The organism is Streptosporangium sp. NPDC049248 (genome assembly GCF_040678965.1).
Taxonomy (GTDB): domain Bacteria; phylum Actinomycetota; class Actinomycetes; order Streptosporangiales; family Streptosporangiaceae; genus Streptosporangium; species Streptosporangium fukuiense.
On sequence record NZ_JBFAQY010000002.1, the window covers coordinates 76,749 to 102,883 of the forward strand.

19 protein-coding genes are annotated in these 26,135 nt (G+C 70.4%); 4 read left to right on the forward strand and 15 right to left on the reverse strand.

All coding sequences use genetic code 11. The annotated features are described in order from the left end of the window. Positions 1-90 precede the first annotated feature (90 nt). From AB0K21_RS04290 to AB0K21_RS04350, 13 genes are all read right to left on the reverse strand, one after another. Positions 91-891, reverse strand: coding sequence for a UDP-galactose-lipid carrier transferase (locus tag AB0K21_RS04290; RefSeq protein WP_343965390.1), 801 nt, complete (start codon positions 889-891; stop codon positions 91-93). Positions 892-941: 50 nt separating this feature from the next. Then, complete coding sequence (locus AB0K21_RS04295; protein WP_343965388.1) at positions 942-2,942, reverse strand: CehA/McbA family metallohydrolase; 2,001 nt, start codon at positions 2,940-2,942, stop codon at positions 942-944. A 219-nt stretch (positions 2,943-3,161) separates the two neighbouring features. Then, positions 3,162-3,803, reverse strand: a complete 642-nt coding sequence (locus AB0K21_RS04300) for an ATP/GTP-binding protein (RefSeq protein WP_343965386.1) — start codon at positions 3,801-3,803, stop codon at positions 3,162-3,164. Then, on the reverse strand, positions 3,784-4,170 hold the full coding sequence (locus AB0K21_RS04305; RefSeq protein WP_364147738.1) for a DUF742 domain-containing protein: 387 nt from the start codon (positions 4,168-4,170) through the stop codon (positions 3,784-3,786). The genes AB0K21_RS04300 and AB0K21_RS04305 overlap by 20 nt, the downstream gene beginning before the upstream one ends. Continuing rightward, a complete protein-coding gene (locus AB0K21_RS04310) occupies positions 4,167-4,598 on the reverse strand; it encodes a roadblock/LC7 domain-containing protein (RefSeq protein ID WP_343965380.1) in 432 nt (143 codons plus the stop codon). Before AB0K21_RS04310 ends, AB0K21_RS04305 begins: the two co-directional genes overlap by 4 nt. A 90-nt stretch (positions 4,599-4,688) precedes the next feature. Then, entirely contained in the window at positions 4,689-7,241 is a 2,553-nt protein-coding gene (locus AB0K21_RS04315; protein ID WP_364147741.1) for a nitrate- and nitrite sensing domain-containing protein, read from the reverse strand. 207 nt (positions 7,242-7,448) lie between these two features. Continuing rightward, positions 7,449-9,107 carry a prenyltransferase/squalene oxidase repeat-containing protein gene (locus AB0K21_RS04320; RefSeq protein WP_364147744.1) on the reverse strand — a complete coding sequence of 553 codons (1,659 nt, stop codon included), beginning with the start codon at positions 9,105-9,107 and terminating at the stop codon, positions 7,449-7,451. Then, positions 9,104-9,988 carry a terpene synthase family protein gene (locus AB0K21_RS04325; RefSeq protein WP_343965374.1) on the reverse strand — a complete coding sequence of 295 codons (885 nt, stop codon included), beginning with the start codon at positions 9,986-9,988 and terminating at the stop codon, positions 9,104-9,106. The genes AB0K21_RS04320 and AB0K21_RS04325 overlap by 4 nt, the downstream gene beginning before the upstream one ends. After that, positions 9,985-11,337 carry a cytochrome P450 gene (locus AB0K21_RS04330; protein WP_364147748.1) on the reverse strand — a complete coding sequence of 451 codons (1,353 nt, stop codon included), beginning with the start codon at positions 11,335-11,337 and terminating at the stop codon, positions 9,985-9,987. Before AB0K21_RS04330 ends, AB0K21_RS04325 begins: the two co-directional genes overlap by 4 nt. A 477-nt stretch (positions 11,338-11,814) precedes the next feature. Beyond that, a complete protein-coding gene (gene meaB, locus AB0K21_RS04335) occupies positions 11,815-12,801 on the reverse strand; it encodes a methylmalonyl Co-A mutase-associated GTPase MeaB (protein ID WP_364147751.1) in 987 nt (328 codons plus the stop codon). Next, a complete protein-coding gene (scpA, locus tag AB0K21_RS04340) occupies positions 12,785-14,935 on the reverse strand; it encodes a methylmalonyl-CoA mutase (protein WP_343965367.1) in 2,151 nt (716 codons plus the stop codon). Before scpA ends, meaB begins: the two co-directional genes overlap by 17 nt. After that, positions 14,932-16,671 (reverse strand): methylmalonyl-CoA mutase family protein, encoded by a 1,740-nt coding sequence (locus AB0K21_RS04345; RefSeq protein WP_343965364.1) that lies wholly within the window; start codon positions 16,669-16,671, stop codon positions 14,932-14,934. Before AB0K21_RS04345 ends, scpA begins: the two co-directional genes overlap by 4 nt. A 10-nt stretch (positions 16,672-16,681) precedes the next feature. Next, a complete protein-coding gene (locus AB0K21_RS04350; protein ID WP_364147754.1) occupies positions 16,682-17,407 on the reverse strand; it encodes a TetR family transcriptional regulator in 726 nt (241 codons plus the stop codon). A gap of 150 nt (positions 17,408-17,557) precedes the next feature. Between AB0K21_RS04350 and AB0K21_RS04355 the strand changes: the two genes are divergently transcribed. From AB0K21_RS04355 to AB0K21_RS04370, 4 genes are read left to right on the forward strand one after another with little or no spacing between them, the layout of a single operon-like run. Beyond that, on the forward strand, positions 17,558-19,201 hold the full coding sequence (locus tag AB0K21_RS04355) for an ABC transporter substrate-binding protein (protein ID WP_364147757.1): 1,644 nt from the start codon (positions 17,558-17,560) through the stop codon (positions 19,199-19,201). Then, a complete protein-coding gene (locus AB0K21_RS04360) occupies positions 19,198-20,133 on the forward strand; it encodes an ABC transporter permease (protein WP_364147760.1) in 936 nt (311 codons plus the stop codon). Before AB0K21_RS04355 ends, AB0K21_RS04360 begins: the two co-directional genes overlap by 4 nt. Beyond that, a complete protein-coding gene (locus AB0K21_RS04365; RefSeq protein WP_364147762.1) occupies positions 20,126-22,048 on the forward strand; it encodes a dipeptide/oligopeptide/nickel ABC transporter permease/ATP-binding protein in 1,923 nt (640 codons plus the stop codon). The genes AB0K21_RS04360 and AB0K21_RS04365 overlap by 8 nt, the downstream gene beginning before the upstream one ends. Further along, the gene (locus AB0K21_RS04370) at positions 22,038-23,039 is read left to right on the forward strand and encodes an oligopeptide/dipeptide ABC transporter ATP-binding protein (protein WP_343965353.1); all 1,002 of its coding nucleotides are present in this window, start codon (positions 22,038-22,040) and stop codon (positions 23,037-23,039) included. Before AB0K21_RS04365 ends, AB0K21_RS04370 begins: the two co-directional genes overlap by 11 nt. Here the strand turns inward: AB0K21_RS04370 and AB0K21_RS04375 are convergent. Both AB0K21_RS04375 and AB0K21_RS04380 read right to left on the reverse strand, forming a co-directional pair. Then, complete coding sequence (locus AB0K21_RS04375) at positions 23,032-24,813, reverse strand: peptidoglycan-binding protein (protein ID WP_364147765.1); 1,782 nt, start codon at positions 24,811-24,813, stop codon at positions 23,032-23,034. The genes AB0K21_RS04370 and AB0K21_RS04375 overlap by 8 nt on opposite strands. A gap of 342 nt (positions 24,814-25,155) precedes the next feature. Continuing rightward, the gene (locus AB0K21_RS04380) at positions 25,156-26,103 is read right to left on the reverse strand and encodes a DMT family transporter (protein ID WP_364147768.1); all 948 of its coding nucleotides are present in this window, start codon (positions 26,101-26,103) and stop codon (positions 25,156-25,158) included. Positions 26,104-26,135: the final 32 nt, after the last annotated feature.

Consider the following 26,135-nt stretch of genomic DNA (forward strand, 5'->3'; position numbering starts at 1 on the left):
GATTCTGCCGCCTACCCCGACAGGCGGTGCTCGGCACGCACCCACCGCTTCCATACTTCTCGCCAGAACGGTTTTAACGACACGGTCCCGCTACTCGCCCGCTGCCCCGGGCACGGGCACGGCTTCGGGCACTGCGGGGATCACCGGTTCGTAGCCCCGGGCGGCGAGTTCGGCCTCGATCGCGGCGCAGACGGTCTCCACCACCGTGACGCGGGCCAGGCGTTTGTCGTCGCCGGGGACCACGTGCCACGGCGCCTTCGGGTGGTCGGTACGAGCGAGCATGTCCTCCACCGCGGCCTCGTACAGCGGACGCTTCTCGCGGTTGCGCCAGTCCTCGTCCGTGAGCTTCCATGCCCGCAGCGGGTCACCGGCCCGGTCCTGAAAGCGCCGTAGCTGCTCGTCCTCGGAGACGTGCATCCAGAACTTGACCAGGATCATGCCCTCGGCCGTGAGGGTCCGCTCGAACTCCACGATCTCCCCGTACGCGCGGTCCCACTGCTCCTCGGTGGCGAAGCCCTCGACCCGCTCCACCAGCACCCGGCCGTACCAGGAGCGGTCCAGCACGGTCATCCCGCCCCAGCCGGGCAGGACCGGCCAGAACCGCCACAGGAAGTGGTGGCGTTTCTCGTCGTAGGTCGGCGCGGCGAACTGCGCGACGCGAACGTGGCGCGGGTCCAGCGGGCGCACCAGCCGCTTGATGGCGCCTCCCTTGCCCGAGGCGTCCCACCCCTCGAAGACCACGCACAGCGGCGGACCGATGCGCTGCTCGCCGATCTGACCTCCGAGCGTGAGCCGCAGGTGGAGCAGGCGTTCGAGAGCGGCGTCGAGACGCCCGGAGGCCTCGTTCTTGGTGAGCTTCCGTGACAGGTCAACCTCAGCCAGGCGATTCATGCTGACAAGCCTCGCATGCCCCGTCCCCCGCGCGGGCTCCGGTCGCGCCGTCAGGTCAGGCGTTCCCGGTAGACCTTCCTGGCCCGGCCGATCAGGTCGAGATGGTCGGTGAGCTGCCCGGCCGTCTCGAAGACGCCCTCCTCGCGAAGGAGTGTCTCCAGGGCGTCCAGCCACTCCAGGCACCAGGCGACGTCCTCGGCCCTGGCCACGTGCCGGCCGTCCACGTCGAGGTAGACCGGGCTGGTGTGGGCGTACACCTCGTCGGTGAAGGACCGCTCGTGCGGGCCGCCGGTGGCGAGGGCGACCACGTAGGTGGGGTCTCCGGCGACCAGTTCCGCGGTCAGCTCGCCGGGCGGCCCCTCGGCCAGCACGCCGTCGGCTGTGCGGATCTCCAGCCGCTCCACCTCGGGACCCACCGACCGGGCGGTGATCGTGATCCGCTCGCCCGGCGACAGGTCCAGAGTGGCGCCGGGGCCGCGGCCGCCGGCCGACAGCTCCAGCCAGGGTCCGGTGGTGCCGAAGGTGCGTCCCCGCCTGATCGCCTCGGCGAACGACGTGGCGGTCAGCTCTCCGTCCACCCGGGCGTAGACGCGCGCCCAGCCGGGCGGGTTGGACTGGTTTCCCCGCCGGGCGAAGGAGACCATCGCATCGGTGCCCGCGGTGACCGCGATGCGGTTGCCCGCCCCGATCAGGTGCCGGTAGACGACGGCGGTCGCGGTGATCGAGGTCTGGCTGAGCACGTCGAGGGTGTCGACGAGGCCGAGGGCCGCGTCGGCGACGATCTCCCTGGAGGAGCAGTTGCGTCCCCACAGCAGTGCCTTGTCCGGTGCGTCGGCGTCGGCGAACGGCGTGTGAAAGGGATGGCTGTAGCCGGTTACCGCGCCGAGGCCGCGGAGCTCCTCGCAGGCGACGCTGTTGGGCGGCCAGTCGGCGGTGCCGAGGAAGCCCGTGTGGAACCGTGAGGGGGGAGCCGAGACGCCGAAGGCGTAGAGGTGGCCGAGCAGGTCGTTGCGGTACTCCACGCCGATCCTGGCCAGGTGCGAGGCGTCGGACCAGGGCAGGTCACGTCCCGCCCAGTGCTCCAGCGCCTCTGAGTCGTAGACCCGCTCGGAGGAGACGTTCCCCGCGACCAGGTTGAGGACGTGCAGGTCCTCGCCGTGCTGCATGGCCCCCGCGAGCTCGGGCGTGCCGACCATGTCACCCGCCCAGTTGAGGTGGACGTGCATGTCCCCGCCGTACCAGCCGCGGGCCGCCGCGTCGTAGAGCCGTTCGGGGGTCAGTTCGACAAGGGTCTCCTCCCCCGCCGCCGGGGTGAGCGTGACCTCGGCGGAGCCGTACTCCATGCCTCTGGTGACCCGGACCGTCAGCGCCTCGGCCGGGACGTCCAGGACCAGGTCGTCGCCGTGGAAGTAGGGCATCACGTGGTAGTCGTGTCTTTCGGGGGCACCTTCGGGGTACCAGCCCTGCCCGTGCTCGCCGTACACGCTCCACTTGCACGCCAGGCCCGCGCGCACCCGCAGGCGGGCCGCGGGGGCACGGCGGGCCAGTGACGACAGGTCGACCGGCAGGCCGTCGGCGACCACCTCGCTCCGATTCGTGATCTTGATGAGCCGGGCGCCGCCGGGGCCGACCACGTGTGCCCGCCCGTCCACCAGCACGGTGACCGCCTCCGGCCTGGCGGAGTCGACCAGCAGCGTCGTGCGCAGCGGGATGCCGTCCAGCACGGCCCGCGTCCGCGCCTCGACCGTGACGCCCTCCTCGCCGAGACGGAGCGCGGCGAGGTTTTCGAGCACCCTGCCCGCCAGGACGCCGCGGACCACCTCGTCCATGTCCAGCTCGTCGAAGCGTTCCCTGAGCGCCTTGAACGACATCCCCGGGTAACGGGCGCCGAGCATGCCGTAGCAGACCTCCCAGAAGGTCGTCGTGCCCATCAGGTAGGCGTCGGTGGCCATCGATCTGACGTAGTAGATGGGGTCCTCGCCCCAGGTGACCCCGTGTTCGGCCAGCAGCGCCCGGTACTCTCCGAGCGCCCGCGCCACGGTGAGAGGCATGTTCGGATCGTCACACATAGGGCTCTCCGCGCGGTAGGACTCCCGGTGATCGCCGCTATCGTGACACGCCGGACACGGGGCATCGCGTACACCCGTTCCAGGGGGAGGAATTCATCCCTGCCGGAGGGACAAAAGCGCTCCCGAGGCGGTGACGATCCGCCCCGGAGGCGGGCGTGCCCACGGGGCGGACGGTCCAGGTGGATCCCGTCCGCCCCGGAATCAGCGGGTCCCGGTCCGCTCCGCGGCGGGTTCGGCGCTCCCCGAGGAGGCCGGCGTGCCCAGCCGCATCCGCATCGCGTGTTCCACGAGGGCGATGAGCACCTCCTTGCCCGACTCCCGCTGCCTGGCGTCGCACAGCACGATCGGGATGTCCTCGTGGAGGGTCAGCCCGAGCCTGACCTCGTCGAGTTCGTAGCGGCGAGCCCCATCGAAGCAGTTGACCGCGACGATGAAGGGCGTCTCGCGCCGCTCGAAGTAGTCGAGCGAGGGGAAGCAGTCGGCCAGCCTGCGGGTGTCGGCGAGGACCACCGCGCCCAGCGCGCCCAGCGCCAGCTCGTCCCAGAGGAACCAGAAGCGCTCCTGCCCGGGCGTGCCGAACAGGTAGAGGCGGTAGTCGTCACCGATGGTGATGCGGCCGAAGTCCATCGCGACGGTGGTGGTCTGCTTGGTCTCCACGCCCGACAGGTCGTCGACACCGATACCCCGGTCGCTCAGGGTCTCCTCGGTGCGCAGCGGCTCGATCTCGGAGACCGCGCCGACCAGCGTGGTCTTGCCCGCGCCGAACCCTCCGGCGACCAGGATCTTGATCGCCTTGGGCAGCTTCACGCGCCCGGCGTCGCGGTTAGAGCGCACGGAGTCCATCGAGCACCGCCCTGTACAGCATCTCGTCGTGCATGTCCGTCTCCGAATGCGGTTCTTGCATGGCGATGAATCCCTGGTCGAGCAGGTCACTGAGCAGGACACGGACCGTGCCTGCCGGAAGGTTCGTGTGGGCGGCGATCTCCGCGACCGACTGGGCCTGCCGGCAGAGCCGGACGATGGCCAGGCACTCCGGGTCCAGGCCCGGCTCCCTCGACGAGACCTGCCGAATGGTCACCACCAGGGTGATGAGGTCGAACCTGCCGCGAGTCGGTTCGGTCCTGCCCCGCGTCAGGACGTACGGCCTGACGATCGGCCCCGCCTCGTCGCCGACCCACTGGGCCTCGGGCTGCTCGTCGAAGATACTCATCGCGTCCCGTCGCCTCTGAAGGAGGAGTCGACAGTCCGGGTGGGCGAGGTGAGGTACTGGCCGACGCGGGTGACGAGCATGGCCATCTCGTAGGCGACCAGGCCGACGTCGGCCTCGGCGCCGCAGAGCACCGCCAGGCACGCTCCCTGCCCGGCGGCCGTCACGATCAGGTACGCCGTCCGCATCTCGATGATGGTCTGGCGCATCGGCCCCCCGCCGACCCGGTCGCTGACCCCCCGGCCCAGGCTCTGGATCGCCGATCCGACGGCGGCCAGATGTTCGGCGTCCGCGGGGGGGAATCCCGCCGACGCGGCGAGCAGCAGGCCGTCCGTGGAGAACACGATTCCGTGCTGAGCTTCCTCCACCCGCGAGACCAGGTCGTCCAGCAACCAGGCCAGGTCCGTGAAAGATCCTGTTCCCTGCACCACTCGTTGTCCTCTCCTTCTGCCTGCCGATGTTCCGTCGCCGGCTCTCGGCGCCTCGTCGGCACCGGCCCGGCACGCGCTCACATACTGGGGTCACACGGCGGTCCCGCCCTCGTCCACGGGGTCGCCTGCCTGCCTGGTCAGCTGGGCCGCGTCGTCACGGCCGCGGCGCGTGCCCAGCTGAAAGGACGTCATGGCCGCGCGGATCATCTCCGGGGAGCGCTCGTCGGCGCCGTCGTCGTCCGGGGACACCGGTGCGGCCACCTCGTCGTCCTGCAGCGGGGCGGCGAGATGCGTCTGGGGAACACGCCTCGGGAGGCCGCCCGGCGTGTGGCTGCTGTCGGGCGGGGGCAGCACGGGCGGCAGTGCCGCCCCCGGGCCGCCCGAACGTCCGGGAGCGGGGGGAACGGGGTTCGTGAGGTCGGGCAGGCTCACAGGTGCTCCGGAGTCGGGCAGTCGCCTGGGTGCCGCGGGATCGGCGAAGCGGCCGGGGGCCGCCGGATCGGCGAGATCCACGGGAAGGTCCGGGTCGGCGACGCGGCCGGGAGGGGCGGGTTCCCACGTCTCGGGCCAGGCCCCCGAGACGGGCTCGGCGACGGGCTCTCCCTCGGCGGCGCCTGTCCGCACGGGGCCACCCGCGATGCCCAGGGGATCGCCGGCCCGGCCGCGGACCGCGGCGACCGCGGAGGTGGTGCCGTTCATCTCGCCGCTGCTCGCCGGGCGCGCCTGCGGCACGCCGACGCCGACGGAGGGTTCCGGCTCCTCCTCGTTGATCAGCTCCTGCGGGATGAGGACGACGACGGTCGTGCCGCCGTACGGGGACGCCTTGAAGGTCACCCGGATGTCGTGCCGCTCGGCCAGGCGGCTGACGACGTACAGGCCCAGCCTGGCGTTGCCGGAGAGCTTGAGCTCCGGGGGGTTGGCGATCCGCTCGTTGGCGCTCGCGATGTCCGCGGCGCTCATGCCCAGCCCCCGGTCCTCGATCTCCAGCGCGTAGCCGTGGGCCACGAGTTGGCCGCCGACCTGGACCGTGGTGTAGGGCGGGGAGAAGGACGCCGCGTTCTCGACGAGCTCGGCGATCAGATGGATCACGTCGCTCACGGCCCGGCCGTCCAGCGCCACCTCTCCCAGGGGCATCACGTCGACCCGGGTGTAGTCCTCGATCTCGGCGAGCGAACCGCGGACCACGTCGATCATCGGGACCGCGTCGCGCCAGGCCCGGCCGGGCGCGGCGCCGGAGAGCACGAGGAGGTTCTCCGCGTAGCGCCGCATCCGAGTCGCCAGGTGGTCGAGCCGGAACAGGTCGCGCAGCTCCTGCGGGTCGTTCTCGCGCCGCTCCATCACGTCGAGCACGCTCAGCTGGCGGTGCACGAGCGACTGGGTGCGGCGGGCGAGGTTGCGCAGGATGTCGGCGATGTCGCGACGGAGCTGGGCCTGCTCCGCGGCGACCTTGATGGCGGTCCGCTGCACGGCGTTGAACGCCTGGCCGACCTGGCCGATCTGGTCGTCGCCGAACTTGAGGGGCGGCGCCTCGGCCGCGACGTCCACCACCTGCCCGTGGCCGATCCGCTCGACCACGGAGGGCAGCCGCTCGTTGGCGAGCTCCCAGGCGGCGGCCCGCAGCTTCTCCAGTTGCTGGACCAGCGCGCGGGCCGTGGTGATGGCCAGGACGACCGAGGCGATGACGGCCACGAGGCCCAGGCCGCCGGCCAGTGCGAGCCGCACTATGACGCCGGTGGCGACCGGACCCGACCGCTCGACCACACCGCTTCCGGCCGTGAGCACCGCCTCCGTCAGCTTGGTCTGTGCGGCCTGGGCGTCGGAGCTCCACCGCGTGATGTCGACCGCTCCGGTCGACACCACGCTCGCGTCCCCGATCAGCTGCTCCTCCATGGCTCTCAGCCGGGTGAAGTGCTCACCGGCGGCCAGCTGCCGATAGGCCTCCTGGTCGGCCGCGGGCAGCTCGGCCACCGCCTCGGTGAGAAGGAAGCGCCGCGTGCCGACGATCTGCGTGAACCTGACCTGCTCGCCGTCGGCGAACCGGCCCGCGGTCAGGGCGCCCATCACCAGGGCGTCTCCCTGGGACAGCAGGTCCCGGGCCCGGTTCATCCCGATGAGCGTGCGGGTGTCCTTGGCGAGTTCGTCGTCGTCCAGCGTGGCCAGCGAGTCGTAGACGCGGTAGACGGAGTCGACGATGTCGGTGAACTCCGTGGCCGCCCAGGTCCGGCCGCCCCGGCCCGTGTCGATCGCCTTGCGCACGGTGGCCAGCTCGTCCAGCAGCCGGCGGGTCTCGGCGATACGACGCCCCAGGGCCGAGCTTCCCAGCAGCTGCACGCTGCTGTTGGCGGTGAGTTCCCGGAAGTTCGCGCCCGCGGCGTCGGTGCGCCCGCGCTGGGCGGCCAGCACGTCGCGCCGCCGACGTTCCATGCCGCCCGCGCCCAGCGTGATCGCGGTGAGCCGTCGTTCCGCCTGCAGTTCGACGATGAGCCGCTCGCCCGGCTCCGCCACGTCGGTGTTGAGGGTCGCCACGCCGAGCATGTTCAGTCCGTCACGCACCGTCACCCATGCCGTGAACGCCCAGAGCGCGGTGAGCGACACCAGAAGTGCCGTGACCTTGGTCCGCAAGCTCGCGTTACGCAAGCGCATGGTTATACACCCCGGGAAGCAGAAAGAAAAATAGACGGCATTTTCTTGTGGCAGTCGACGCAAGTAGTTCAAACGGTCGCCACATCGCACGGATCAGCGGGACAACCCACATCACACCCGCCGAACCCTAGCAATGTCACTAAACACACTCAAGGCGGGACAGAGTAGATGCACCCTTCTGTCCTGTTTCGAATTCACAGTCAATTTTCAATACGAGCCGTCCCCAGGAAGTGAGAGTGCGCGCCGTGCCAGGTGAAGCGCGCCCAGAACGGCCGCCCTGACGATCGCCACCGGCAGGTACAGATCCTTGTCGACCCAGAGTGACGGCGCCTCACCGTCCCGGATGGCCGCCAGGCGGCGGTATCCGCGCTCCACGGCCTCCCGCCACCGCTCCTCCCCCCGCGCCGCGCCGGTCAGCAGCAGGGTCTGCAGCGCGTAGGCGGTCTCCTCCGCGCTGCCCTCCCACCGGCCCCACGACCCGTCGGCGCGCTGGGTACCGAACACCCACTCCACGGCCCCGCCCACCGCGCCCGCCGACTCCTCGCCGCCGAACTCGTGCAGCGCGATCGCGCAGCAGGCGGTGGCGTAGTACGGCGAGACGTGCCAGCGGTCCGTCCAGCTGCCGTCCGCTCCCTGGCGGCCGCGCAACCACGCCGCCACCTTGGTCACGACGGCCTCGTGGCGAGGTTCTCCCCCGCACCCGCGCAGGTACTCGCCGAAGGCGTCGAGCACGTGCGCGTTGGTCGTCGGGGACATCCCCTCCTCCCCGCGCCAGGTGCAGAAGTGCGTCTCCGTCTCGAACGGCCACAACCCCTCGGGCTCGTGCGGCTCGCCGATCAACGCCAGCGCGTACAGGGCGACGGAGGTGGTGTCGGCGTCCTCGGGAAGGCCGGGCCCCGTGGCGGTCCCCTCGGGGCCGAGCCCGTCCCGCAGGCTCGCGGCCAGCTCCGGTGGCACGTCCACCGGGATTCCCGCGCGCCGCAGCCAGCTCAGCGTCCAGCCGCGTTCGAACACGGTGATGGGCAGGGCGCAGGGCACCGGCCCGCCGGTGGAGGCCACCACCGCCTCCAGATAGCGCCGTACCGCCGCTTCCTGGCCCGGCCTGGACCCGGGCGACGCGGCCAGCCAGGCGGCGCCCGCCGCGGGCGAGGCGCCGACGGCCGCCATCCCGCCGGGCATCGGCGTGGGCAGGATCCCGGAGGCCGCCGTCGTCTCCGCTCCCGCGACCTCAAGGGCGTGGACCAGCTTCTGCGGGATCTCCGCGCCCGACGTCAGCCACGCCCTGACCGCGGCCAGCTTGGCACCGTTCACGCCCGGGGGCGGTTTCGGCCCCTCCCCGCCGAGGTGGCCGTCGATCAGGGAGAACAGGGAGGACACGATGAGCTCGATCGCCGGGGTGTCCGGCGGGGACGCGGCGGAGCGGGAGTGGTTCCGCACGGCCTCCAGCCCTCGACCGGCCGCCTTGACGAGCGGGCCGGGATCGGCGGAGGTGCCGCGCCCGATCTCGGCCAGCAGTGCCTCGACCGCGCTCAGGGTGGGGACCAGGGCGTGGTCGCCGGACGACTGCCAGCCGCCGTCCGGCCGCTGGGTGGCGAGCAGGAACCCGATCCGCTCGGTGTGCCCGGCCAGCCACGGGGCCAGGCTCACCAGCCTCCCCGTCTCGTACGGGGAGGCGGACACCTGCCCCCAGGGCCGGGCCAGCAGCCCGGCGACCAGCTCGCGCGCCTCGGCGGCCGTGTCGATTCCGTCGCCTACCCCGGTGCCGCTCTTCGTGCCGCTCCCCGCGTCGTACCCGTCGAGGGTTCCCCGGCCGATCGCCGACGCGACGCCGAGCACCGCGGGGGCGAACAGGCGGTCGACGCTCACAACGCCCCCCAGTAGTCGCCGACCTGGTAGAAACCGGCACAGAAGTCCATCTGCCGTTCCATGTAGCCCGCCAGCTCCGGATGTTCCTCCCGGAGCGGGGCGACCAGCCTTCTGCTCCGTGCCGCCAGCTCGGCGATCCGCCGCTCCACCTCGGCGCGGCCGACGTCGAGCAGCAGGACGTTGAGGTCTCCCCAGGCGACGTCCCGCTGGTAGGTGCCCAGGTCGTTGAGGAGGCGGATGACCCGTTGCACGGCCCGGCCCGCCTCGCGCAGCGGACCGACGTCCGTGACCGCGCCCTGGTCCGTGACGTGGATCCAGTGGGCCGCGAACACGAAGGAGAAGCCGAGGTTGTCGGCGTTGTCGAGATACTCCTCGAAGGTCGGCGTGACCTTGTCGTTCTTCCAGCGCCACTCCGCGAGCATCCCGTCCAGCATGCGTTCCAGCTCGTCGCGCCAGATCGGCCCGAGCTCACCGAAGGCGGGCGAGGAGGCGAGCTCGTCGCGGATGTCGGCGAGCATGCGGGTGAGGTCGTCGCCGGGGACCGGCGGCCCCCCGGCGGCCACGTCCAGGCACCGCCGGGCGATGTCCGCCACCTCGGCCGGCGAGGTGGCGACGTAGTCGACGAGCCAGTCCAGGCCGAACGCCCACAGGGAGGTCCTGTTCGCCATCCGCAGCTGCTCGGGGGTGAACCAGGGCCCGCCGAACGCCATGGCCAGCGACAGGGTGCTGTACAGGGCCGCGTCGAAGGGCTTCGCGGAGAACAGGCCGGGATAGCTCTCCGCCCACTCGCGCATCTCCCGCTGGGAGTGGCCGGCGCGGGCACAGATCGCCCCGGCCTCCATCGCCTCCGGCCGGACACCGGGGTCGGGTCGCCCCGTCATCGCGGGTCCCCGGCCCGATCGTGCCGGGACACGCCCAACGCGACCTTGTACTTGGGGCGCAGCGAGGCGGCCCACCCCGTGACGAACGGCACAGGCGTGCGCACCGACATCCGGAACCGGCTGAGGATGCTCGCGACCACGAGTGGCGTCTCGATGTAGAACAGGGGCTCGCCCAGGCATTTGTGCGGTCCGCCGCCGAAGGGGAAGTAGGCGTACTTGTGCCTGCGCTCCTCGCTCTCGGACCTGCCGGGCGCGAACCGCTCGGGGTCGAACTCGTCCGGGCGCTCCCAGAACTCCGCAAGCCGCTGGGTGGCGTACGGGGCGATCAGCACCGTCGAGCCGGCCTTGATCCGCACGCCGCCGACCTCCGCGTCCTCCATGACCACGCGGGGGAGCATCCAGCCCGCCGGATACAGGCGCAGGGTCTCCTGGAGGACCATGCGGGTGTAGACGAGGTGGGGGATGTGCTCGGGGCGGGCCGGTCCCTCGCCCACCACCTCGTCGATCTCCGCCTGGAGCCTGGCCTTGACCTCCGGGTGCTCGTCCAGCAGCAGCCACAGCCAGGTGAGGACCATCGCGGTGGTCTCCGACGACGCCGCGTACACGCTGACCAGGGCGTCACGGATCTGCTTCTCGGTGAGCCGGTCGCCGTTCTCGTCGACGGACCGGCAGAGCACGGAGATGATGTCGACATTGTCGTCGGGGGCGGCCATCGCCTTCCTGACCACGGGAAAGACCACATTGTCGATCTTCTTGACCGCCTTCAGGAAGACCCGGTCCCCGGGTATCCGGAGGTAGTACGGCATGAACGGCATCAGAATCCGGTAGACGAGCGAGTGGGACGCCCGTTCGAAGGCGGGGATGATGCGGTCCCCGTCCTCCCGGTTCAGCTTGTCCCCGAACAGCACCCGGTTGACGATGTAGCTGAGGATCCTGGACATCTCCGTGGCCGCGTCGAAGGTACGCCCGGAGTCGGCGTACTCGTCCCACTCCCGGACGCGTCCGGCGACGCGCCTGGCCACCTCCTCGGTGATCGTGGCGACGTACCGCGTGGTGAACAGCGGCTGCAGGACCTTCCGGCTGTTCTGCCAGTGCTCGCCGTCGCTCATGATGCTGTGCCCGAAGATCCGCTCCAGCGGGCGCCAGAACATTCCCAGGCGCTGGTAGTTCGTCCATTCGACGCGCATCACCTGCTGGACGTGGTCGGGATGGGTGACCAGGTAGGGGCGGAACGGCCCCAGCTCCAGCCGGACGACCTCCCCTCCGGCCTCCCGGGCGAACTCGGCGAGCGCGGCCGCCGGTTCGCGGTACAGCTTCGGCAGAGCCCTGCGTATCGAAACGGACCTCACTCGGCGACCGGGACCGGCATGCACGTCGATGGCCATGGACAAACGTCTCCCGCCTCCCGTGATGTGAATTCGCGCAGCATAAGACAACCGCCCGCGCGGGTGAGCGCGGCGGTGTTCGGAAACGGGACATCCCACTCGTCCCACTCTCACTCGGCGCGCACATAACGACTGGTCAACCGGCGAATCAGGATCGACCAGCCGACAATCGTTCTGGGGCGCTCCGAGTCTCCTCTCCTGTCTCATTACCTGCTTTAAGCACTAAAGTGCATCACATCGCAGCATTGGTAAATCTTCGCACGAAGTATCACATGATCTACCAGAAGTGATCAAGCTCGTATTCGATATAAACCTTGCTAGTTCCGGACACAGACCCCGTTAACCTGCGCTTAACGCGGTCGCTTAAATGGCGGGTCGGTCTCTCGTCGGCGCCATCGCCCGAGGTCACCCAGGGTTATCTGAGGCCCGTGCCCGGAGTCGTCAGTCGCCCCTGTCGAAGGCCGCGAGGATGCGGTCGGCGGCCAGCGAGGGGGTGACCTCACCCTCGGCGACCTCGCGTTCCACCTCGGTGACGATCGCCACGACCTCGGGGTGCTCGCGGAGCCGGGCGAGCAGCCGGTCGGTGACCATCGCCCAGGTCCAGCGGACCTGCTGGCGACGGCGGCGCTCGGCGAGCTCCCCCGAGGCCTCCAGCGCGTCACGGTGCCTGACGACCTGGTGCCAGACCTCCTCCAGGCCGTTACCGGTCATCCCGCTGCAGGTGAGCACCGGAGGCGTCCGCTCCGCGCCCAGCAGGCGGAGCGCTCCGGCGAGTTCCCTGGCGGCCTTGCGCGCGTCCAGTTCGTGAGAGCTGCCCTCGGCGCCGTCGGCCTTGTTGATCGCGATCACGTCGGCCAGCTCCAGCACGCCCTTCTTGATGCCCTGGAGCTGGTCGCCCGTCCTGGCCAGGGTGAGCAGCAGGAAGGTGTCGACCATGTCGGCGACGGTGGTCTCCGACTGGCCGACGCCGACGGTCTCCACCAGGACGACGTCGTACCCGGCCGCCTCCACCACGACCATCGCCTCGCGGGTCGCCCTGGCCACCCCGCCCAGGGTGCCCGAGGTGGGCGAGGGGCGGATGAAGGCGGCCGGGTCGACCGCCAGGCGGGACATCCTGGTCTTGTCACCCAGGATGCTCCCGCCGGTACGGGTCGAGGACGGGTCGACGGCGAGCACCGCCACCCGGTGGCCCTCCCCGGTCAGCCGCGTGCCGAGCGCGTCGACGAACGTGGACTTGCCGACACCGGGCACGCCGGTGATGCCGACCCTGCGCGCCGCGCCGGCCAGCGGGGTCAGCTCGGCCAGCAGCCGCTGGGCCAGTTCCCTGTGGTCGGCCCTGGAGGACTCCACCAGTGTGATCGCCCGCGCGATCCACACCCTGGAGCCCTCCTTCACCCCCTGGACGTAGTCGTCAAGCGTTCGCGTCATGGCCCAGCCGGGTGAGCAGGTCCGCCAGCAGCCCCTTGGCCGCGTCGGCGATGACGGTGCCGGGCGGGAAGATCGCGCTCGCGCCCGCGGCGCGCAGCTCGTCGAAGTCGCCCGGCGGGATGACCCCGCCGACCACGATCATGACGTCCTCCGCGCCCAGCTCGGCCAGCGCCTCGCGGAGCGCGGGCACGAGCGTGAGGTGGCCTGCGGCCAGCGAGTTCACGCCGACCACGTGCACGTCCGCCTCGACCGCCTGCCGGGCGACCTCCTCGGGCGTCTGGAACAGCGGGCCGACGTCCACGTCGAAACCGAGGTCGGCGAAGGCCGTGGCGATCACCTTCTGGCCCCGGTCGTGACCGTCCTGGCCCATCTTCGCCACCAGGATGCGGGGGCGGCGGCCCTCCAGCCGCTCGAACTCGGCGCACGCCTCGCGGACCGCGTCCACGCCGGATCCCACCTCCTCGCGATACACGCCGGTGATCGTACGGATCTGTGCCGCATGCCGCCCGAACACCCGCTCCAGGGCATCGGAGATCTCCCCGACCGTGGCCATGGCACGGGCCGCCTCGATCGCCAGCGCGAGCAGGTTCCCGTCGCCCGCGGCCCCCTTGGTGAGTGCCGTCAGTGCCTCCTCCACCCGCCCGGGGTCTCGCTCGGCACGCAGGCGGCGCAGCTTGTCGAGCTGCTGGGCGCGTACGGAGGTGTTGTCGACCTTGAGCACCTCGATGGGCTCGTCGGCGTCGGGCCGGTACTTGTTGACGCCGATGACCGGCTGGCGCCCGGAGTCGATGCGCGCCTGGGTACGGGCGGCGGCCTCCTCGATGCGGAGCTTGGGCAGCCCGGCGTCGATGGCCTTCGCCATGCCCCCGGCGGCCTCCACCTCCTCGATGTGGGCCCATGCCCTGGTCGCCAGCTCGTGGGTGAGCCGCTCGACGTAGTAGGAACCGCCCCAGGGGTCGATCACCCGGCAGGTGCCCGACTCCTGCTGGAGCAGCAGCTGGGTGTTGCGGGCGATCCGCGCGGAGAAGTCGCTGGGCAGGGCCAGTGCCTCGTCCAGCGCGTTGGTGTGCAGCGACTGGGTGTGGCCCTGGGTCGCGGCCATCGCCTCGACACAGGTGCGGACGACGTTGTTGTAGACGTCCTGGGCGGTGAGCGACCAGCCGGAGGTCTGCGAGTGGGTCCGCAGCGAGAGCGACTTGGGGTTCTTGGCTCCGAAGCCGGACACCAGCCGCGACCAGAGCAGCCGGGCGGCCCGCAGCTTGGCGACCTCCATGAAGAAGTTCATGCCGATGCACCAGAAGAACGACAGGCGCGGCGCGAACCTGTCGATGTCCATGCCCGCCTCGACACCCGCCCGCAGGTACTCCACCCCGTCGGCGAGAGTGTAGGCGAGCTCCAGGTCACAGGTGGCCCCGGCCTCCTGGATGTGGTATCCGGAGATCGAGATCGAGTTGAACTTCGGCATCCTCTCGCTGGTGTACGCGAAGATGTCGGAGATGATCCGCATCGAGGGGCCCGGCGGGTAGATGTAGGTGTTGCGGACCATGAACTCCTTGAGGATGTCGTTCTGGATGGTCCCGGCGAGCTGCTCGGGCGCCACCCCCTGCTCCTCGGCGGCCACGACGTAGAGCGCGAGCACCGGAAGCACCGCGCCGTTCATGGTCATCGACACGCTCATCCTGTCGAGGGGGATCCCGTCGAACAGCTGCCGCATGTCGTAGATGGAGTCGATGGCCACGCCCGCCATGCCCACGTCCCCGGCGACGCGCGGGTGGTCGGAGTCGTAGCCCCGGTGGGTCGCCAGGTCGAAGGCGACCGACAGCCCCTTCTGCCCGGCCGCCAGGTTACGCCGGTAGAAGGCGTTGGACTCGGCCGCGGTGGAGAAGCCGGCGTACTGCCGGATGGTCCACGGCTGGTTGACGTACATGGTCGGATACGGACCGCGCAGATAGGGCGCGGCGCCGGGATAGGTCTCCAGGAAGTCGAGACCGTCGGTGTCGGCGGCGGTGTAGAGCGGCTTGACGTCGATCCCCTCGGGCGTCTCCCAGACCGGGCCACGAGATCCGTCCCCCGCGGCGGGACCGGGCACCGCCGGTCGCGCACCGAGTTCGATCTCGGAGAAGTCGGGAATCATCGAGCCACCCCCAGGTCGTCGAAGGTCGTCCGGAGCGCGCCGAGCGCGTCACATCCGGTGTAGAGATTGGCGTCCACGCCCTCGAACCCGCCCTTTCCCGCCAGCCAGATCCTGCGCGCCCCCGCATCCCTCAGCGCGGCGGCCACCGCCTCGGCGTGTTCGGCGTACAGCCGGTCGCTGGAGCACAGGCACGCGACCTCGGTACCGGCCGCGGAGAACGCGGCGGCGATCTCCGCGGGGTCCGTCGCGGCGCCACCGGCCACGGTGGCGATACCGCCCGCCTGGAACAGGTTGGCCGCGAACGACGCCCTGGCGGTGTGCGCGGCCACCGGGCCGATGGTCGCCAGAAAGACCTTCGGCCGGCTCGCCTGAGCGTCGGCCAGGTCGCGCAACGACTCGAACTCCTGCGCGTAGTGCACCCCGGTACTCCCGGTGGGCCGGGCCTGCCTGACCAGGGGCCGCTCGGCGAGGTCGGGGAACTCGCTGACGCCGGTGATCGGGTCGAGGCGCCTGGCGATGTCGGCCGAGCGCCGCTCCCAGGTGGCGGCGAGCCGTTCTGCGACGAGCGCGGAGCCTTCGGCCGTCCCGGCGCCCCCGGCGCGCTCGATCTCCTGGAACCACTCCCAGGCGCGCGCGGCCAGGTCCTCGGTGAGCCGCTCGACGTACCAGGAGCCGCCGGCCGGGTCGATCACCCGGGCCACACCGGCCTCCTCGACGAGCAGCGACTGGGTGTTGCGCGCGATACGGCGGGCGAAGGCGTCCGGCAGGCCGAGGCGGGCGTCGAAGGGCTGGACGGTCACCGCGTCGGCCCCGCCGGTCCCGGCCGCGAAACAGGCGAGCGTGGTGCGGAGCATGTTCACCCACGGATCGCGGGCGGTCATCATCGCCGAGCCGGTCACCGCGTGCTGCCGCTGCCCCCCGTCGGGGGCGCCGCACACCTCGGCGACACGCGCCCAGAGCCTGCGGGCGGCCCGGAGCTTGGCGATGGTGAGGAACTGGTCGGCGGTGGCCGCGTACCGGAACTCCAGTTGCCCGAACGCCTCGGGCACGGTCAGGCCGGCACCGGTCAGGGTACGCAGCGCGGCGACTCCGGCGGCGAGGGAGCAACCGAGCTCCTCGGCGTCACCGCCTCCCGCGTCGTGATGAACGGTGGCGTCCACCGTGACGGCCCTGAGGCCGGGGTGGTCCCGAACGCAGCGGCGGGCCAGCTCGATCGCGGTCTCCGCGTCGGCGAGCGCGTCGGCTCCCAGGTTCCCCTTCAGCGTGCCGGCGTTCTCGCCCGCCAGTCCGAGGAGCACCTCGGCCGCCTCGCGGGTCCGCTTGCCCGCGTCGAGCGTGACCGAGATCAGATCCAGGTGGACCCGCTCCAGGGCTCGCGGCAGGTCCTCGGGGGCGAGGGTGAGCCACAGTGAGGTGACGCCGTTCTCCAGGTCCGTGAGGATCGCCGCGGAATCGGGCACTTCGTGGCGCTGGCGCACCTCCCAGCCCCCCTCGGGGGCGGAGCCCCTGATGTAGGGGGCGGATCCGGGAAGGCCGGGATCGCCGGGCAGATCGGACGCGTCGTAGAGCGGTGCGATCGTCACACCGTCGTAGGTGGTGGAGGCCAACGCCTCCTCCGGGGAGCCGGTCTCGACCCCGGACTTGCGCAATACCCCGAGCGCCAGCTCCCGCCATCGCTCACGCGTGGTCGGTGGGAACTCGGCGGCCGGTCGGGGTTCCTCAGGCGACACCGTCATGCACCGGATACTAAAGGTTGCCTTTTTTCGAACTCTCCCCGGGCTCTGGACAAACCTCAGCAGGAGGGGCGTCGGAGGGAGCCGAAGGGGGATTCCCGGACCATGCGGAAGAATCCTTACGCAGCAGTCTGAGATAGCCGTACGAGAAGGCGACCAGCACGTCGACCGCCTCCTCCAGGTCGGGGTAGCGCCCGTCGATGTGGCCGATCGCCATCGCGTTGGTCAGCGCGCCGACCCCGTCGGCGATCATCTCCAGGCGGCGCCTGTCGCTCTCCCGCTCGGTCGGGAAGCCGAACGAGGCCAGGTCCGCGACCAGGTGTGCCCGGTAGGCGGCGGCGGTCTCGACGGCGAACTCCTGCAGCGGCGACGACGGGTCGTGCCGGGCGCGCAGGCCGAGGCGGAAGAGCGCGGGGTGCCTGCAGATGGCCTCCAGCGGTATCCGGAAGGCCTCGCGGTGGCGCTCCCTGTCGCCGGGGACCTCGCGGGCCCGGTGCCGCGCCTCGCGCATCGCCCCCCGCAGCCGCTCCCCCGCCTGCTCCCCGAGCGCCCGCAGCAACTCCTGTCTGTCTTTGAAGTGCACGTAGAAGCTGGACTGGGCGATTCCCGCCGCTTTTGAGACCTTGACGGTGGTCAGCCCCACCTCACCCTCCTCGTCGAGGATCGCGAACGCGGCGCGGATGAGGCGGCGCCTGGTCAGATCCTTGGCCTCGCTCCTGCTCAGGGGTGTGCTCGTCACTGCCGCCTCGCTTTCCGTCCACCGATAAGCCTACCGGCGAACTTCCGCTCGTACCCGGTGCAAACAACTCCCCTCAGGGACTTGTGCGATTTTTCACCGATAGTACTATCGGTGAATCACTCGCGGGGGGCCTACCTGGAGGAGATACACGTGAGACGCCTGACGTTTTCCACGGCGTGGCTCGCCTCGCTGACACTGGCGCTGACACCGGTGCTGGCCGCCTGTAGCGGCGAGCGGCCCACCGCGCCCTCGGACAAGGCTCCGGCGGCGACCGGCGCCTCTCCGGTACGGGGCGGGCGCCTGGTCTACGGCCTCAGCGCCGACGCGGCGGGCTTCAACCCGGTGACCGACCAGTTCGCGACCACGAGCTACAGCATGGCCGGAACGATCATCGAGACCCTGGTCGGCGTGGACGCCGACGGCGACTGGAAGCCCGTCCTGGCCCGGTCGCTGACCCCCAACACCAACGCCGACGAGTGGACGATCAAGGTACGCCCGGGGATCACCTTCTCCACCGGGGAGCCGCTGGACGGGCGGACGGTCAAGGCCAACCTGGACGCGCAGAAGGCGTCCCCGCTGACCAGCATGGCCCTCACCCCGGTCGACTCCTTCGAGCTGATCGACCCGATGACCGTGAAGGTGAAGCTGAAGGGCCCGTGGGTGGCCTATCCCTACCATCTCGCCACCCAGATCGGCATGATGATTCCCCCCTCCGCGCTGGCCGACCCCAAGGCGGCCAGCCGCAAGCCGGTGGGAACCGGGCCCTTCCTCTTCAAGGAGCACACGCCCGGCAGCCGCATGGTCGTGACCAGGAACCCCGGCTACTGGCGCAAGGGGCTTCCCTACCTCGACGAGGTCGAGTTCCGCATCCTGCCCGACAGCCAGACCCGGGCGCAGACGCTGGAGGCCGGCGGGATCGACGCGATGGGCACCAGCCGCGACGACGACATCACCAAGTTCGGCGCGCTCAAGGACGCCTACACGATCAGGCGGACCACCGGTATGGCGGTTCCCGAGTACATGTTCATGCTGAACACCGCCGCGCCGCCCTTCGACGACCTCCGGCTGCGCCGGGCGCTGGCCTACGCCACCGACCGCAAGGCGGTCATCTCCACGCTGCGCGGCGGGCTGACCGAGGAGGCCGACGGCCCCTGGTCGAAGGACTCCAGGTGGTACGCCCCCGGCGGCGACTACCCCGCCTACGACCTGGCCAAGGCGAAGGCCCTGATCAGCGAGGTCGAGGCGGAGAAGGGCGAGATCACCTTCGAGGTGATCACACCGCCCGACCCCAACACCATGCAGGGCATCGAGCTGGCCCAGGACATGTGGCGCAAGGCGGGAGTGGAGGCGCGGATCAAGCAGGTCGACCAGGCGGACCTGGTGAACCGGGCCGTGACCGGTGACTTCCAGGCCACCGTGTGGACACAGTTCTCCGCTCCCGACCCCGACGGCGAGTACGTCTGGATGCACCAGAACTACGCCATGCCCGTCGGGAGCATCTCGCTGAACTTCAGCCGGCTCAAGGACTCCAGGCTCAGCCAGGCCCTCGACAGCGGCCGGAGCAACCCCCAGGACGACGTCCGCAAGGACGCCTACGCCACGGTCCAGCAGCGACTGCGCGAACTCGTCCCGTACGTCTTCGTCGACCACCTCAACACCGGAGCGGTGATCGCGAAGACCAAGGTCGGCGGCATCGGCGACTACCTCCTGCCCGACGGCGAGGCGGGGGTGCCGCTGACCGGGGCGCCCATCCCCTCCCATCCGTTCTCGCAGGTCTGGATCGGCAACCCGTGATCCTGCTCCGGCTGGTCCGCCTGCTGGTCGTGCTGCTCGTCGTCACCTTCCTGTCGTACGTGCTGCTCAACCTGCTCCCCGGCGATCCGACCACGCAGATCCTGGGCCTGTCGGCGAGCGAGGAGGCCCGCGCGCAGTTGCGCGCGGAACTCGACCTCGACCAGCCGCTGACGGTCAGGTATCTGGGCTGGCTCGGCGGCCTGTTCACCGGCGACATGGGAACCTCCTACATCACCAGCGTCCCGGTCGCCGAGGCTCTCGCCGAGCGGCTGCCCGTCACGCTGGAACTGCTGGTGGCCGCGCAGCTGATCGCGCTCGGCCTCGCCGTGCCCGTCGGGGTCGCGGCGGCCCGCCGGGCGGGGCGGACGCTGGACCAGGTGCTCACCACGCTGAGCTTCGGCCTGCTGTCGACACCGGTGTTCGTGCTGGGCGTGGTGCTGATCCTGGTCTTCGCCGTCAAGCTCCAGGTACTCCCCGCCACCGGCTGGACCCCGATCTCCCTCGACCTGGGCTGGAACCTGACCTCGGTGCTGCTGCCCGCCGTCACCCTCGGCTGCGGGCAGATGGCCGTCTACGCGCGGCTGCTGCGCACCGATCTCATCGCCACCCTCCAGGAGGACTACATCACCCTGGCCCGCGCCCGGGGCCTGTCGCCCCGGCGCATCCTGTGGCGGCACGCGCTGCGGCCGTCCGCGATATCACTGGTCACCGCCGTCGGCCTCAACCTCGGGGCGCTCATCGGCGGAACAGTGATCATCGAGACGCTCTTCGGGCTGCCCGGCGTCGGACGGCTCATCGTCGACTCCATCTTCTCCCGCGACTATCTGACAGTGCAGGGAGGCGTCGTGCTGATCTCGGTCGGCTACGTGCTGGTCAACTTCGCCGTCGACCTGGTCTACGCGGCCGTCGACCCCAGGATCCGGCATGCCTAGGCGGCTGGGGTGGGGGTTCTGGCTCTCGGCCGCCTGGATCGCCCTGGTGCTCGGCGCCGCCCTCGCCGCCGACCTGCTGCCACTGCCACGCTACGACGAGACCCTGGCGGGGCCGCCCCAGGCCGGACCGAGCCTCGCGCACCCGTTCGGCACCGACGGCCTCGGCCGCGACGTGCTCAGCAGGGTCGTGCACGGCGCGCGGGTCTCGCTCGGCGTCGGCGTCGGGGCGGTGCTGCTCGGTCTGCTGGTCGGCGCGCCGCTCGGCGTCCTGGCCGGCTACCGCGGGCGGGCGACGGACTCGGTGATCATGGCCTTCAACGACATCGCGCTCGCCTTCCCCTCGCTGGTGTTCGCGCTGGCCGTGGTCGCCTTCGCCGGGGCGAGCCTGACCAACGTGCTGATCGTGCTGGGCGTGCTGGGCGTGCCCGCCTGGACCCGGCTGATCCGCGGCGCCACCCTGTCGTTCGCCGGCCGGGAGTTCGTGGTCGCGGCCCGCGCCTTGGGCGCGCGGGATCGGCGGATCCTGCTGCGGGAGATCACCCCCAACGTGGCCGTACCGGCCGCCTCCTACGCCTTCATCGGCATGGCGATCGCCGTGGTGGCCGAGGGCAGCCTCGCCTTCCTCGGGCTGTCGGTCCAGGCCCCCACCCCGACCTGGGGAGGGCTGATCAACGAGGGCCGCGCGGTGATGGACAACGCCCCGTTCGTCGTGCTCGCCCCCTCCTTCGTCATGTTCCTGACCGTACTGTCGTTCAACGTCGTCGGCGACCGGCTCCGGGCACTGACCGACGTACGGCAGAGCGGTCTGGAACCCGGGCGGCGCGTCCCCGCTCTCGCGCCCGCCGCCGGGAGCCGCACCACCGCAGCGGAGGACCGGGCAGGGGACGCCCTGCTCCAGGTCCGCGACCTGCGCACCCACTTCGTGACCGGGCGCGGCGTCGTCAGGGCGGTCGACGGCGTCTCCTTCACCCTGGAACGTGGCCGCACGCTCGCCGTGGTGGGCGAGTCGGGCTCCGGCAAGACCATGCTGATCCGCTCGGTGCTCGGCCTGCTGCCCGGCGCGGGCGTGCTGCGCGACGGAGAGGTCCTTCTGGAGGGACGCGACCTCACCACCCTGCCTCCGAAGGAGTTGCGCGGGGTGCTCGGCACCCGGCTGGCGACGGTCTTCCAGGACCCGATGACGGCGCTCAACCCGGTCAGGACCGTGGGCACCCAGGTGATGGAACCACTCAGGGTACATCTGGGCATGAAGCGGAGGCAGGCGCGCGCCGCAGCCGCCGAACTGCTCGCCTCGGTCGGCATCCCCGAGCCCGCGCGGGTACTGCGCCGCTACCCGCACCAGCTCTCCGGCGGCATGCGGCAACGGGTGACGATCGCGATGGCGCTGTCCTGCGGCCCCGACGTGCTGTTCGCCGACGAGCCGACCACCGCGCTCGACGTCACCATCCAGGACCAGGTGCTGCGGCTGATCCACCGCCAGCGCCAGGAACGCGACATGGCCACGGTGCTGGTCAGCCACGACCTGGCCGTGGTCGCGCAGTGGGCCGACGAGGTCATCGTCATGTACGCGGGCAGGGTGGTCGAGCGCGGGCCCGCGGAGGCGCTGTTCGAGCGCACCCGCATGCCGTACACCGAGGCGCTGCTGCGGGCCGTCCCGCGGCTCACCGACCCCGCCCACCAGCCGCTCCGGCTCCTCGGCGGCCGCCCGCCGGACCTGGCGAACCCTCCCTCCGGTTGCGCGTTCAGCCCTCGCTGCCCGTACGCGCGGGAACGGTGCGGGACCGAGGCACCTCCACTGGCCGAGGCGGAGACCCCCGGCCACCTGTACGCCTGCTGGTATCCGGAGCTGGTGGGCCGGGAGCGCGAGCTCGACCGCGGAATCGACATCGAAGGGGTGGACACCCGTGGCAGGTAGCGGAAGCGCCCATCTCCGTGCCCCCGAGGAGGTGCTGCTCCGGGTCGAGGACCTGGTCGTGGAGTTCCCTGCCGGCCACGGCCGCCGCGTGCACGCGGTCTCCGGAGTGAGCTTCGACGTGGCCAGAGGGGAGACGCTGGGCATCGTGGGCGAGTCGGGCTGCGGCAAGTCCACCGCCGCGCGGGCGTTGATGCAGCTTCCCGCGCCGCTGGGCGGCTCGATCAGGCTGGACGGCGTGGAGCTCACCGGCCTGCGCGGCGAGACGCTGCGCAGGACCCGCAGGCGACTTCAAATGATCTTCCAGGACCCGATCTCGTCGCTCAACCCCCGGCGGCGGGTCCGCGACATCGTCGCGGAGGGGCCACGCGTCTGGGGGACCGGGGAGGAGCGGGTCGACGAGATGCTGGAGGCGGTGGGCCTGGACCCGGCCACCGCCTCGGACCGGCGCCCGCACGAGTTCTCCGGGGGACAGTGCCAGCGGATCTCCATCGCGCGGGCGCTGGTGCTAGACCCGGAGGTGGTGATCTGCGACGAGCCGGTCTCCGCGCTGGACGTGTCGGTGCAGGCCCAGATCCTGAGCCTGCTGGAGGAGCTCAAGAAGCGCTACGGGCTGACGCTGGTGTTCATCGCCCACGACCTGGCGGTGGTCAAGAACGTCAGCGACCGCGTCCTGGTGATGTACCTCGGCAAGACCTGCGAGCTGGCCTCGGGCGACACCCTGGTCAGGCGGCCCGCCCACCCCTACACTCGGGCGCTGCTCGCCTCCGTCCCCCGGAGCGGCCTGGCCCTGCCCCCGGCGGACCGGCTGATCAGCGGGGAGCCCCCGTCCCCGGTGACGCCGCCCAGCGGGTGCCGCTTCCGGACCCGTTGCCCCGCGGCGGCGCCCAGGTGCGCCGCGGAGGAACCGCTCATGCGGCGGATCGGCCCCGACCAGTGGGTGGCCTGTCACCATCCGCAGACACCCGGGCGGGAGGAGCCACCGGTCAGCTGACGGGTTCCTGCCAGGCCGCGTCCCAGGTGGCGCGGTCGACGGCGCCGGTGACGGGCAGCCCCTTCTCCTTCTGGAACTTCGCGCAGACATCACTGGAGGCGGGGCCGTACAGACCGTCGACGTCGATGTTCCAGCCTCGGTCGCGCATCCGCCGCTGCCAGGTGCGGACGTCCTCACCCTTCATGATCGGCGGCTGCTTGAGGGTGCGGCCGGGGAAGGAGGGGTGCGGTTCCGGCGGGTTGGTGGTCCCTCCGCCGGGACGGGGGGCACCCCGCTTGACCCACGCGTACAGGGGCTCGCCGGGGCAGCTGGTCGAGTAGCCGTCGCGATGGCCCTTGATCTCCTTGCCCGCCCCGCCCTTGTCCCTGAGGTATTCGATGGCGTCGAGGATGCCGTGCAGGATGCCGTCGGTCGGCTTGGTGAGCCCCGACGAGCCGACCAGGCCGAGCACCGCGTAATGACCGCTGTTGAGACCGGCGCCGTTGGCGGCCGGCACGTGATTCGGGCCTCGGCCCTCGAAGACCTTCCGGTGCGGACAGACCAGCATGGTGTTCCCGGTGAAGTAGACAGAACCATCCCGACGCGCAAGCCAACTCTGGTTCTCGGTACGCGGGCACCACACCTCACCATGGTATTTCTGCCGCTCGATCTCGAACCTGGCGGTTTTCCTGGTGGCCGCACTTCGGGGAGCGAAGTTTCGCTGTTGTCGAATGGTGACCAGCCACATGTCTGTGTTGCGGCTACGGGTCGGTGGTATACGCCGAAAGGACGCAGCCCTGCCTGACAGCAGGACCGCAAACATAAATGCCTCCGCAGCTGCTCGGTCCTTCTGCGCCAGCCTGTCCTTTCCCGCGTTGTCAGCGAGCATAGAGGTTTCGATGAACAAAGCGAGTTGGGCCTTGGTCAACGCGAGCAGGAAGTCAAACCCAGGAACCCTACCGGGCGCCATCTCCAGAAGGTGACCGCCGGCGTCAGACGAAAGATGAAACTCTACGAGATGCCGATTGACGACCTCACGCCAACGCGGGACACCGTCAGTGACGCTCCCGCCGCGGGGGAACTTGTCGACCGGAGGACCGAACAGCTCACCGAGGGCCGATCTGATACTCGCGACATTCACGGAATTCTTCAGCGACTGATAGATGGCCACACTGGTGGACTTGGCACCACCACGACCCGGTTTGATGTGCCCCTCGGTCCAGAACCAGGCGAGCACCTCGACGAACGCGTCGGACCACTTCGCCTCGGTCGGCAGATCGGCACATGGGGCGGCAATCGGAATTCTGTCCCAGTAACCGATGGTTTCGGAAGTCACCCACAGGCGTTCGTAGCCGGTAATAGACCGTTGGGCCCTACCGGTGGGAAGCCATTTTCCATCACTGCTTTTCTGACGTTCCGTACCGGTACGCCGCCGGTAGCGCTCGACAGGCCAGCGATGATGCGGCGTCGTTAACGAGGAGTGAGAAAAACCCTCCATCCGCACCATGTCCCGTTCCATCGCCGGGAATACGCACACCTCAAGGGCCGGCTGCCATTCCGACATCGCCGTCTCATGATTCAAGGTGAGCACCATGTCCCCCACACGGAGCTCCCGGTACGTTTTCCAGCCCTCCCGAGTGAGAATTTCCGTCCGCTCATCGACACAATAGCCGATATCCATCCACCCGTTTCCATCCATGTGATGGTTTTGGATGGACTTAACCAAGGCCACACATTTTTTATGATCATCGATCATGGCCGGATCGACGTGCCCGCCGGTGTAGTGGACCTTCACTCCCTTAGTGGAGGAAAGAAGCGAGTACGACCCACGAGGAGGGCGAGCCCCCCAGTCACGACGGGGCACGATGTCAGCCACAGGTGTCTCCAGAGGGGGAGGCGACGCGAAATACTCGATGGATGGCCAAACAGACACTATCGGTTACCTTCCGGCACGCGGAGCGGTTTACCCAAATACCACCTGCCATTGGACCGTCACACCGCGTCTCATGACATCGGTGCGGACGTACCTCTTCCACACACGGAGGTGTCGAAACCACGGATTGACAGTCAGAAACCGGCGAGCTGCGGCATCAGACGGGCACGGAGAGCCCAGCCCTTCCGGAAGACGGCGGCCTGGTCACCGAGACCGGCGATCTGACCAGGAGCTGAACACGCCCTGGCCGGTCATGATGCCGACGATGACCACCACCGCGCCCAGCGGCTGATTCCACGTCAGCGCCTCGCCCAGGACGAGCACCCCGAGGACGACACCCACCAGCGGGGTCAGGTACGTCACCGTCGAGGCGGCCGTCGCCCCCCATCGGGCGATGACCGCGGTGTTCCAGATGTAGGCGAGCCCGGTACCCAGAATGCCCAGGGCGGCCATGCTCGCCACGACGGGCGGGTCCAGGCGCACCGGACCGCCTGCCAGCAGCGGGCTCAACGCGAGCATGACCAGGGCCGCCACGCTGATCTGGGCGGCGGCGACCGTGGGGGCGTCGTAGCCGTAGGAGACCACGAAGCGCCGCGTGTAGGCGAAGGCCAGGCCGTAACAGAACGTCGCCCCCAGGCAGGCCACCTGCGCCCACCCGGGGCCGGCGGCCCCGGTCAGGTTCCACGGGGCCAGGACGACGACGACACCGGCCGCGCCCAGCAGCAGGCCGAGCATCCCCGCCGCGCCCAGGCGCTCCTGGCGGAGCGCGGCCAGGGTCACGAACATCGTCATCAGCGGCGTCGTGGCGTTGTAGATACTGGAGAGCCCCGAGGGGATGTGCTGCCCGGCCCAGGCGAACAGCAGGAACGGCACCACGCACAGCAGCAGTGCGACCACTCCCAGGTGCATCCAGAGTCTCGCCTGCCTCGGCCATCTCCGGCGGGTGACCAGCATGATCGCATTGAGGGTGAGTGCTCCCAGCGTGAGACGGCCCAGCACCGTCTGGACGGGGGACAGGCCGGTGAGAGCGACCTTGATGAACAGAAAGCTGGCCCCCCAGGTCAGGGCCAGCGCGAGATATTGGGCGAGCACGGACCGGCTCGCGGCCGTCCGCACCTGTGGAGATGCCGGGGAGGTTCCTTCACGGGTCACCGGAGCAGTCTCATCAGGCCCGGACCATGTGT

Coding starts and splice junctions, on each gene's coding strand:
- AB0K21_RS04290 (WP_343965390.1), bottom strand. CDS start 891: ATGAATCGCCTGGCTGAGGTTGACCTGTCACGGAAGCTCACCAAGAAC.
- AB0K21_RS04295 (WP_343965388.1), bottom strand. CDS start 2,942: ATGCCTCTCACCGTGGCGCGGGCGCTCGGAGAGTACCGGGCGCTGCTG.
- AB0K21_RS04300 (WP_343965386.1), bottom strand. CDS start 3,803: ATGGACTCCGTGCGCTCTAACCGCGACGCCGGGCGCGTGAAGCTGCCC.
- AB0K21_RS04305 (WP_364147738.1), bottom strand. CDS start 4,170: ATGAGTATCTTCGACGAGCAGCCCGAGGCCCAGTGGGTCGGCGACGAG.
- AB0K21_RS04315 (WP_364147741.1), bottom strand. CDS start 7,241: ATGCGCTTGCGTAACGCGAGCTTGCGGACCAAGGTCACGGCACTTCTG.
- AB0K21_RS04325 (WP_343965374.1), bottom strand. CDS start 9,988: ATGACGGGGCGACCCGACCCCGGTGTCCGGCCGGAGGCGATGGAGGCC.
- meaB (WP_364147751.1), bottom strand. CDS start 12,801: ATGACGCGAACGCTTGACGACTACGTCCAGGGGGTGAAGGAGGGCTCC.
- scpA (WP_343965367.1), bottom strand. CDS start 14,935: ATGATTCCCGACTTCTCCGAGATCGAACTCGGTGCGCGACCGGCGGTG.
- AB0K21_RS04345 (WP_343965364.1), bottom strand. CDS start 16,671: ATGACGGTGTCGCCTGAGGAACCCCGACCGGCCGCCGAGTTCCCACCG.
- AB0K21_RS04365 (WP_364147762.1), top strand. CDS start 20,126: ATGCCTAGGCGGCTGGGGTGGGGGTTCTGGCTCTCGGCCGCCTGGATC.